Here is a 7,291-nt window from a genome sequence, read left to right as displayed (position 1 = left end):
GCCTCGCCCCGTTGTGCCACCGCGGGGATCGGGACGAGACCCGCCCTTTCCGCTGCGGGTTTCGCTCGCGCGGCCCTGGTGGCCGGACCCGGGCTGGCGCCGCTCGCCGACGGGAGCCTCGTCGTCGAGCCGCAGCGTCAGGGAGATGCGCTTGCGCTCCGGATCGGCTTCGAGAACCTTGACCTTCACGACCTGGCCGGACTTGACCACGTCATGGGGATCGGAGACGTACTTGTTCGACATGGCGGAGATGTGGACCAGCCCATCCTGATGGACGCCGACGTCGACGAAGGCTCCGAACGCGGCGACGTTGGTTACGGTGCCTTCCAGCACCATGCCCGGCATCAGGTCGGAAATCTTTTCCACGCCCTCGGTGAAGGAGGCGGTGGTGAAGCTCGGGCGAGGGTCGCGCCCCGGCTTTTCCAGTTCGGTGATGATGTCCACTACCGTCGGAAGGCCAAAGTGCTCGTCGACGAACTGCTGCGGGTCCAGCACAGCCAGGGACTGGGCGCCCCGCCCCGCCCCCGTCGCGGTTGTGCCGGCGGCGGCAAGGATTTTCCGTGCCACGCCGTACGCCTCCGGGTGCACGCTGGAGGCATCGAGCGGCTCGGCACCACCGGTGATGCGAAGGAATCCGGCGCACTGTTCGAATGCCTTCCCGCCCAGCCTCGGGACCTTCTTCAGCTCCGAGCGCTTGGCGAAGGGGCCGTTGGCATTGCGGTAGGCCACGATATTCTCGCTCAGCTGCGTACCGAGGCCGGCCACGCGGGAGAGGAGCGACGGGGAGGCGGTGTTCAGGTCCACCCCGACCGCGTTGACGCAGTCTTCGACCACCGCGTCCAGGGACCGCTCCAGCTTGCTGGCCGTGACGTCGTGTTGGTATTGCCCCACCCCGATGGACTTCGGGTCGATCTTGACCAGCTCGGCCAGCGGGTCCTGCAGCCGGCGGGCGATCGAGACAGCGCCGCGCAGCGAGACATCCAGTTCGGGCAGCTCCGCCGAGGCCAACGCCGAGGCCGAGTAGACCGACGCCCCTGCCTCCGAAACCACCAGCTTCTGCAGTTTGCGGGTGGGCTCCATCAGTTTGATCAGCTCGGTGGCCAGCTTGTCGGTTTCCCGCGAAGCGGTCCCGTTGCCGATGGCGACGAGTTCGACGGCGTGCTGATCCGCGAGCCTGGCCAAGGCTGCGAGCGAGTCGTCCCACTTCCTGGCCGGAGCATGCGGATAGATGGTATCGGTGGCCACCACCTTGCCGGTTCCGTCGACGACCGCGACCTTCACTCCCGTGCGCAGCCCAGGGTCCAGCCCCAACGTGGCCCGGTTGCCGGCCGGTGCGGCCAGCAGCACGTCCCGCAGATTGGCGGCGAAGACCCGTACTGCTTCGTCTTCGGCTGCCGTGAACAGGCGGACGCGGAGGTCGATGGCCAGCTTGACCAGGATCCGCCGCCAGCCCAGCTGCGCCGTTTGCAAGAGCCAGCGGTCGGCCGGCCGCCCGCGGTCAGCCACGCCCATCCGTGATGCCACGGCGTTCTCAAACCGGCCGCGCGCCTCGGCGAAGTCCTCCGGATGAGCCGGATTGCCTTCGCTGATATCAAGGTTCAGCACGCCTTCCTTCTCGCCCCGCAGCAGTGCCAGCACCCGGTGCGACGGCAGGCCGGCAGGGTCCTGGGCGAAGTCGAAGTAGTCGGCGAACTTCTGGCCGGCTTCCGACTGGCCCTCGCGGACCTCGGCCCGCACCAGGCCCTGCTGCCACAGCCGCTCGCGCAGCTCGGAGACCAGGTCGGCGTCCTGGCTGACCCGCTCCACCAGAATCGCCCGGGCGCCGGCCAGGGCGTCGGATGGCTCGTTGATGGCGTGCCCGGCATTGAGGAACCCTTGCGCCGCTGCCAGCGGATCCTGGGACGGGTCGGCCACGAGGCCATCGGCGAGCGGCTCCAGTCCTGCTTCCCGGGCGATCTGCGCCTTCGTCCGCCGCTTGGACTTGTACGGAAGGTAGATGTCCTCCAGCCGTGCCTTCGTCTCGGCTCCGTTGACTGCCGCCTCCAGCTCGACGGTCAGTTTGCCCTGCGCGGCGATGGCCTCCAGCACGGCACGACGGCGGTCTTCCAGTTCCCGCAGGTAGCGCAGCCGCTCCTCGAGATCACGCAGCTGCGCGTCATCAAGCGTGCCGGTGGCCTCTTTACGGTACCGGGCGATGAACGGGACGGTGGCACCGCCGTCGAGCATTTCCACCGCGGCCTTGACCTGCCAGGCTTGGACGCCGAGCTCCCGGGCGAGCTGGGCATGGATCCGGGCACTGAGCGCGGCCGGGTCGAGAGGCGGCAGGTTTGCAACGGAGGCGGGCGGGGCAGGCGCGGATGATTCGGTCACCGATCCATTGTGCCGTATTCGAGGCTTGGCCTAGGCGCCGGGATAGTAAAAGGCGTAGTCATCATAGGGGTCGCGCCAGCTGGACTCGTCACGGTGAATGCGCCGGACCTCGCTGCCGGGAACCCAGGCGGTACGGGCGGATCCGTGCGCATCCATCCACTTCACCTGCACGCTGGTCCGGTCCCAGGAGATGGCCTTGGCGTCGAACGTCTTCCCCTCATGCCGCACGCGGACATACGGTTCGCGGCCGTAGGGCTCACGAGTGGCCCCGGGCGGGCGGCCTTCGGCGCGGGGGCCGGGTTCGCCGCGATCCCGGGCGTACCTGCGGGCGGTCATGACGTCTACTTTGTTCATGCGGAAAGCCTGCCATCCGGCCCGGACGGTACGGGCGGCAACTGTCTCGATCCGGGGTCGCCGGCGGCTTCAGTAGCCGTAGCCGCCCGATTCCTTGGCATTTTCGGCTGCGGCTTCCCCCTGCACATCCTTGGAATCGGGGCCGGACGTTTCCATCGGCTTCTCGGATTCCGTGCTGTTGTCGTTGCCCGCCCCGGGATCTGCGGGAGCTGTTGCTTCCTCTTCCCCGGAATCGGAATATTCGTTGCCGCTGCTCATCATGGATTCCTCCCGCTAGGGGCGGCGGACCCGGTTTGCGCAGTCCGCACTGTGCCCGATGCCAATCAGAGTAGGCTGATGCTCAGTATGCTGTCTATGGCGGGGTCGAAGTTCGGATGGCTTGCCGGCTGACTGACAGAGATGCCGGAAGCGGTGCGCAGCGGGGCAGCGTCACGGGGGAGGAGTCGGCGGGCATGCGGGATGTTGGCACGGCGGCCGGTCGTGGTCTGGCCTTTGTTTTCTCGGCGCTCAAGAGGCTGCGGCCGGCCCGGCCCATCCATCCGATCGGGCTCCATCTGGAAGGGCGGCTGGAGAGATCGGGGAACTCCCTCGCCAGTGGCATTTCCTGGCTGGACGAAGCGGGGAACAACGACGTCGAGGCCCGGCTGTCGAGGTCAGCGGGCCTGCCGTCGCGGCTCCCCGACATTATCGGGCTCGCGCTGCGGGTCACCGCGGAGGACGGACAGGCCGACATCCTGCTGGCTTCCAGCGGTACCTCCCGGGCCGGCAGGTACCTGCTCCAGCCTCGACGGGACGTTCGTGCTGCGGCGCTGACCACGGTGATGCCCTACCGAGGGGCACACGGCCCGGTCCAGCTCGCAGCCCGCACAATCCGGCCGAACGTGCCGCTTCCGGCTGATCCGGCGGGATTCCGACGGGCGCTGGGCAGCGAGGACTGGGTGCTCTCGCTGTCCCACGCGCAGCCGTGGGGCCCGTGGCGCCGGTTTGGTACCCTCACGCTGCGGCTTGCGCAGGGCGGGGGAGACACCGGCCTGCGTTTCGATCCGATCGTGCACCGGCTTCCAAACGCGGATACCTACCGTTGGATCGAGAAGCTGCGCGCGCCGTCCTACGCGGTGTCGCGCCGGTCGCGCCCCCGGGGATAGGGGATAGGCGGACCGGCTTCGGGCGGAACCTCAAACCCCCGGCAGGTCCGCAATCCAGTTCCTCACCATCCGTGCGGCTGTTTCTCCGGCCTCCGCGGGCCACCAATGGCCTGCATCCACTTCAACAATTCTCAGCCGCGGCACCCAGTCCTCCAGCCCCTCCACCAGATGGGGCGAGAGGAACGGGTCTCGCCGCGGGACTATCACCTGCACGGGAACCCGGCAGCGGGCCGACAGGATTTGGGGCCGGAACCAGTTTGCCCGGTACAGGGCGAGGCCGCGAACACCGTTGTCGCCGATCCTGCGGCCGGAGAAGCGCTCGTACGGACGGGTCAGGAGCGTCCGCCACGCAAGTTCCGGCAGTACCGGCAACTGGAACCCGGCGACGTACAGGCTGCGCACGGCCTGTCCTGCCGCCTGCGGCCAGAGCGCGGGCCTGCGCAGCCTGCGCCCGAACCAGCGGTGAAGATGGCCCAGGTCCGGTCCCGAAATGCTGGTGAAGCTGAGAATCCGGCCCTCGGCACGAGCATCCTGGGCCGCCGCCCAGCCTTGGATCGATCCCCAGTCGTGTCCCACGAGGTGCACGCCCTCTGCCCCGGAGGCATCGATCACCGCAAAAAGATCGTCCACCAGGACGGGCAGGCGGTAGGCGCCGGGACGGGCGATGGGGGTTCGGGACGCCCCGGCATTGCGGGTGTCATAGGAGATGACGTGGCTGTCGGCGCTCAGGTGGGCGGCGACGGAGTCGAAGACCGAGTGGTCATCCGGGTAGCCGTGGATCAGCAGGACGGCCGGCCTCCCGGGCCCGTGCGGCGGGCCGTACGTATAGACGGCGAGTGTCGCATCGGGGCGCGCCAGCATCCCGTGCCGTTCATCGGCCTCCATCGGGGCCCTCCCTCGCAGCGCCGCGTGTTTCCGTCCGCCCAGCCTACGGCGGCATGGCGACCGCGGCGAGCACAGTGGTCCGCACCGGGAAACAGCAAGAGCAGGGCGGTGCGCATAACACAGCTGTCCACATGTTGAAACAATTGTCCGGATCGCGGACACATCTGACTAGAATTCATAAGTTATTCATTCGAGCGAAAGCCAACACTTCAATGTCCAAACCAGCATCAGTTACCGCGGGGGCGCCTGCCGCGCCGGTGAACTCCCGCGGCCGCGTCATCGTTGCCAGCCTTGTTGGCACGTCCATCGAGTTTTATGACTTCTACGTCTACGCCACGGCCGCCGTGCTTGTCTTTCCGGCGCTGTTCTTCCCGAATGCCAGCGGAGCCGTCGCTCTGCTGAGTTCGTTCGCGGTGTTCGGCGTGGCCTTCATCGCCCGCCCGTTGGGGTCCATTATTTTCGGACACTTCGGCGACAAGTTCGGCCGCAAGGGAACGCTGGTGGCCTCCTTGCTCACCATGGGCATCGCCACCTTCCTGATCGGCTGCCTGCCCACCGCCCAGGTTGACGGCTGGTCCTTCTGGGCACCCGCCCTGCTGGTGGTCATGCGCTTCGCCCAGGGCTTGGCCCTCGGCGGCGAATGGAGCGGCGCCGCCCTCCTGGCCACCGAGAATGCGCCGGCGAATAAGCGGGCCATCTACGGCACCTTCCCGCAGTTGGGCGCCCCGATCGGCTTCATCATCGCCAATTCGCTGTTCCTGGTGCTGAGCATCAACCTCGCCAACGAAGAGTTCATGGCCTGGGGCTGGCGCATTCCGTTCCTGGCCAGCGCCGTGATGGTGATCATCGGCCTGTGGGTGCGCCTGAAGCTGGTGGAAACCCCCGCCTTCCAGAAGGTCGTGGACAAGGGCGAGGTCACCAAGCTGCCGCTGGGCCGTGTCTTCAAGACCAGCTGGCGCCAGCTGATCCTGGGTACGTTCATCATGCTGGCCACCTACGTGCTGTTCTACCTGATGACCACCTTCACGCTGTCCTACGGCACGGCGGCAACCAACGCCGAGGACGCCGCCGCCGCGGCCGAGGCCGCCGGAAAGCCGTTCGATCCGGACACCTTTGCCGCCGGGCTGGGCTATGCCCGCAACGACTTCCTGCTGATGCTGATCATCGGTGTGGTGTTCTTCGGCATCTTCACCCTGGTGTCTGGCCCCCTGGCAGAAAAGTACGGCCGCAAGAAGACGCTGATTGCGGTATCCCTGGGCATCATGGCATTCGGCTTCCTCTGGGTGCCGCTCTTCGCCGGCGGCTTCGCCGGCACCATGGCGCACCTGATCATCGGCTTCACGCTGATGGGCCTGACCTTCGGGCCGATGGGTGCAATCCTGCCCGAGCTGTTCCCGACGAACGTGCGCTACACCGGCTCGGCCGTGGCCTACAACTTCTCCTCGATCCTGGGTGCTTCGGTGGCTCCGTTCATCGCCGTCGCGCTGTGGCAGGCCGCCGGGGGCAGCACGGTCCTGGTGGGCCTCTACCTCAGTGGCGCCGCCGTCCTGACGCTGGTCGCCCTGCTGCTGACCAAGGAAACCAAGGACATGGACTACGAGAACCAGTCGAGCTGACCTTCCAGCCGGACGATCAGAAAGACCCGCGGCAGTGGCCGCGGGTCTTTTTGATGGCTTGGCTTGGCGTGCCGCCGCGTTGCAGGGCAAGCAAAAGGTTGCAGGGCAAGCAAAAGGCCCGCCCTCCCCGGAGGGGCGGCGGGCCAGATGCCACTAAAAGGAGCAGTTTAATCGGCCAAGATTAAGCGGTTGTGCTCCTCCTCTTCGTGATGAAGCCCCAGATCACCAGCACGATCAGGGCGCCAATAATGGCCCAGATCCACGATTCGAGGCTAAAGAATTCGTTCATATCGGCGCCCATCACAGCACCGCCGATCCATCCGCCCAGGAGGGCACCGATGACACCGAGGACGAGCGTCGCAATCCAGCCACCGCCCTGCCGTCCGGGAAGGATCAGCTTGGCAATGGCGCCTGCAATAAGTCCAAGTAAGAGGAATGCTAGGAAGTTCATGAGGTGCATCTCCTTTGTTAGGTGCTACGTCAATTCTCCCGGTCAGGCCGGGTCCTGCTCCTTGGTAGGCATCACGCTACCGCATGGACAGCGTGCTTAGTAAGTTCCCGCGCCCACTTGGTACCTAAAACGTGACATGACTACAACCAGTGATACAGTCCGGCCTTGAAAGTGTGCGCCTTAATCCGCAATGGTAGCCAGCACGGCGCCGGCTGAAACGGTGTCGCCGGGCTTGGCGGTCAGCCCCAGGATGGTCCCGGACTTGTGCGCGGTGAGCGGCTGCTCCATCTTCATCGCCTCCAGTACGACGACGAGATCGCCTTCCGCAACCGTGTCGCCTTCGGCGACGGCGACCTTCACGATGGTCCCCTGCATCGGGGAGGCCAGTCCGTCGCCACCGGCCGCGGCCCCGGCTGCGGAACCGGAACGGCCCCGTCCGGCGCGCTTGGGCTTGCCGTTGGACTTGGCGG

At 66.8% G+C, this 7,291-nt stretch carries 8 protein-coding genes; 2 read left to right on the top strand and 6 right to left on the bottom strand.

Features of this window, described 5'->3' with window-relative positions; genetic code table 11:
• The 3 genes from AC5RUJ_RS08055 to AC5RUJ_RS08045 form a co-directional block, all read right to left on the bottom strand.
• On the bottom strand, positions 1–2,370 hold a 2,370-nt coding region (locus tag AC5RUJ_RS08055), incomplete at its 3' end, for a Tex family protein (protein WP_494155743.1).
• 30 nt (positions 2,371–2,400) lie between these two features.
• Positions 2,401–2,724: a hypothetical protein gene (locus AC5RUJ_RS08050; protein WP_494026427.1), complete on the bottom strand. Its 324-nt coding sequence runs from the start codon at positions 2,722–2,724 to the stop codon at positions 2,401–2,403.
• 69 nt (positions 2,725–2,793) lie between these two features.
• Positions 2,794–2,982 carry a hypothetical protein gene (locus AC5RUJ_RS08045; protein ID WP_494129057.1) on the bottom strand — a complete coding sequence of 63 codons (189 nt, stop codon included), beginning with the start codon at positions 2,980–2,982 and terminating at the stop codon, positions 2,794–2,796.
• A gap of 194 nt (positions 2,983–3,176) precedes the next feature.
• Between AC5RUJ_RS08045 and AC5RUJ_RS08040 the strand changes: the two genes are divergently transcribed.
• Entirely contained in the window at positions 3,177–3,869 is a 693-nt protein-coding gene (locus AC5RUJ_RS08040; RefSeq protein ID WP_494001336.1) for a hypothetical protein, read from the top strand.
• Between the two features lie 30 nt (positions 3,870–3,899).
• Here AC5RUJ_RS08040 and AC5RUJ_RS08035 read toward each other — a convergent pair whose 3' ends face one another.
• Positions 3,900–4,754 (bottom strand): alpha/beta fold hydrolase, encoded by an 855-nt coding sequence (locus AC5RUJ_RS08035; protein ID WP_494129058.1) that lies wholly within the window; start codon positions 4,752–4,754, stop codon positions 3,900–3,902.
• 212 nt (positions 4,755–4,966) lie between these two features.
• Between AC5RUJ_RS08035 and AC5RUJ_RS08030 the strand changes: the two genes are divergently transcribed.
• Positions 4,967–6,370, top strand: coding sequence for an MFS transporter (locus AC5RUJ_RS08030; protein WP_494001334.1), 1,404 nt, complete (start codon positions 4,967–4,969; stop codon positions 6,368–6,370).
• A 181-nt stretch (positions 6,371–6,551) separates the two neighbouring features.
• Here AC5RUJ_RS08030 and AC5RUJ_RS08025 read toward each other — a convergent pair whose 3' ends face one another.
• Together AC5RUJ_RS08025 and AC5RUJ_RS08020 are read right to left on the bottom strand one after the other, a co-directional pair.
• A complete protein-coding gene (locus tag AC5RUJ_RS08025; protein WP_493977616.1) occupies positions 6,552–6,821 on the bottom strand; it encodes a GlsB/YeaQ/YmgE family stress response membrane protein in 270 nt (89 codons plus the stop codon).
• Between the two features lie 180 nt (positions 6,822–7,001).
• Positions 7,002–7,291, bottom strand: a 290-nt coding sequence (locus AC5RUJ_RS08020; protein ID WP_494155742.1) for an acyl-CoA carboxylase biotin carboxyl carrier protein subunit, incomplete at its 5' end; no start/stop codon positions are given.

This window comes from Arthrobacter sp. Y3223164, assembly GCF_059091005.1.
This window is presented reverse-complemented; position numbering and strand designations above follow the sequence as displayed.